3 protein-coding genes and 1 pseudogene are annotated in these 1,328 nt (G+C 28.9%); all 4 read left to right on the forward strand.

Going from position 1 to position 1,328, the window contains the following annotated elements:
• Positions 1–490: pseudogene (locus V7024_RS23055) on the forward strand (hypothetical protein); the annotation flags it as partial.
• Positions 491–517: 27 nt separating this feature from the next.
• A complete protein-coding gene (locus V7024_RS23060) occupies positions 518–775 on the forward strand; it encodes a hypothetical protein (protein WP_335524341.1) in 258 nt (85 codons plus the stop codon).
• Positions 776–795: 20 nt separating this feature from the next.
• Complete coding sequence (locus V7024_RS23065) at positions 796–1,023, forward strand: hypothetical protein (protein ID WP_000471161.1); 228 nt, start codon at positions 796–798, stop codon at positions 1,021–1,023.
• 82 nt (positions 1,024–1,105) lie between these two features.
• Positions 1,106–1,328, forward strand: a 223-nt coding sequence (locus V7024_RS23070) for a DUF3961 domain-containing protein (protein ID WP_335524343.1), incomplete at its 3' end; no start/stop codon positions are given.

The raw sequence follows: 1,328 nt of genomic DNA on the forward strand, positions 1-1,328 counted from the left end.
AAAAATTATTGAATTAAATGTTGATCAAGCTGAATTGGTGGAAATGTCTAAACAAAGTTTTCCGTCTTTAAATTTCGCTCGAAAAATTGTTGAATTACAAATCATTGAAAATGATCTTAAATTGCAAGAAGTTCACAATCAATTAAAAAGTGTTGCTGGGTTTCTTGACCGTAAAAAAGACAATGGCTTAACAGAAACATATTCAGCATTAAAAATGAATCAAGTTAGATTAATGGAATTGTTCCATCAACTAGATCAAGCATTTAATCAAAATATTTCTTCATTAGGTGATGTTCTTCCAGAAGATGTTGGGAAACAGAAGGATTTGAAAGAGTTTTTAGAATACGGTGAAGTGAAAAGGAAAAAAGCATTAGAACAAGGACATATTTTAGAATTTACTAAATGGATAGATGAAATAGATATGGCAAGAAAAGAGTTGTTGTCATTATTTAAAAAGAAAGAGCTATCTGATACTAAATTAGCAATCTAATACAGATAATCATAAAGGAGTATTAATATGACTAAGTTAAGCCCACCGCTAGGCATAAGAGGTCATGTAGTTAGTGTGACAAAAAAGAAAATGAAAGAGTTGGTGGAAAGTAAAACACCACATTTTATCACAGGGTATTCCCTTCTTTTATTTAATGTAGACAAAGGAATTTATCACTGTCATATAGATGAACGATACGATAACTTAACATATCAAGAGGTATGGGAACAATTGAAAAAAAACAATATGACTCAGTATGTTAGATTATGCTATCAAGAAATTTAATTTAATGGGAGACCAATAAAATGTTTATAGTGAAAAATTTAAATAACTGTAATTCTCGTTTTAATTCATTTTGCAAAGCCCATTCATTATCAGAGGGTGATGAATGGGTAACGTGGGAATATATAACGTGGATCACTAGGAAAGTACATGAGTTTAAAAAAATACATGGTTTAAATGAATTTGATGCATTAGAGAAATTAGAAGATGGTCAAACGCGATTTGATAATTTTTTACAAGTTCAGGTTTAAAAATTACAGTAAGACCTTTTCGATGATATCGAATTCTGGAAAGGTCTTACTCTAAAAAATAGTTAGGGAAGGATTGATTTTTATGGCGAATACAATTTTGAAAATCACTGATAATAAACCTGTTTTAAAATATTCTCAATTAGAAAATAAACAATTAGGTGTTCAAAGATTAAAGGATATTGTATTTAATCAATATCAAAAAATGAATGATTGGTTTGGGATTGAATCTTTGTCTGATCAAGTTTGGTTTTATGGTACATTTGTATTAGCAATTGTAATGATTGTTACAACTATTTTAGTATCTG

The sequence above is a fragment of the Bacillus sp. JJ864 genome (assembly GCF_036963045.1).
GTDB classification, from domain to species: Bacteria; Bacillota; Bacilli; order Bacillales; family Bacillaceae_G; genus Bacillus_A; species Bacillus_A pseudomycoides_C.

Bases quoted from the DNA above. Each gene is read 5' to 3' on its own strand.
- V7024_RS23060 (WP_335524341.1), top strand. From the start codon at position 518: ATGACTAAGTTAAGCCCACCGCTAGGCATAAGAGGTCATGTAGTTAGT.
- V7024_RS23065 (WP_000471161.1), top strand. From the start codon at position 796: ATGTTTATAGTGAAAAATTTAAATAACTGTAATTCTCGTTTTAATTCA.